Genomic DNA, 361 nt, shown 5'->3' on the forward strand with positions numbered 1-361 from the left:
GCTCCTAGTGCCAAGGCATCCACCGTACGCCCTTTCTACCTTGATCTAGCGTTTCTAAGACACACGGTCCGAACGGACCATGCATATTTTTCTTGGTTTGATGTCTTGATGAATCTTCAGTTTTCAAGGAACAAAGTGGAGCCTAGCGGGATCGAACCGCTGACCTCCTGCGTGCAAGGCAGGCGCTCTCCCAGCTGAGCTAAGGCCCCATATAAGGGAATTCTCAAAAAAATGGTGGGCCTAAGTGGACTCGAACCACCGACCTCACGCTTATCAGGCGTGCGCTCTAACCAGCTGAGCTATAGGCCCTCATAATTTGATTTGTCGAGAGATTTGGTCTCTCAAAACTGAACGATGGGCA

The 361-nt window shown here is 50.4% G+C and carries 2 tRNA genes; both read right to left on the reverse strand.

Features of this window, described 5'->3' with window-relative positions:
- Positions 1–136: 136 nt before the first annotated feature.
- Positions 137–209, reverse strand: a tRNA-Ala gene (locus EVJ28_RS14010).
- Positions 210–232: 23 nt separating this feature from the next.
- Positions 233–309: transfer RNA gene (locus EVJ28_RS14015), tRNA-Ile, on the reverse strand.
- Between the last annotated feature and the right edge of the window lie 52 nt (positions 310–361).

Source organism: Exiguobacterium sp. SH3S3, from assembly GCF_004337115.1.
Lineage (GTDB): Bacteria > Bacillota > Bacilli > Exiguobacteriales > Exiguobacteriaceae > Exiguobacterium > Exiguobacterium aurantiacum_A.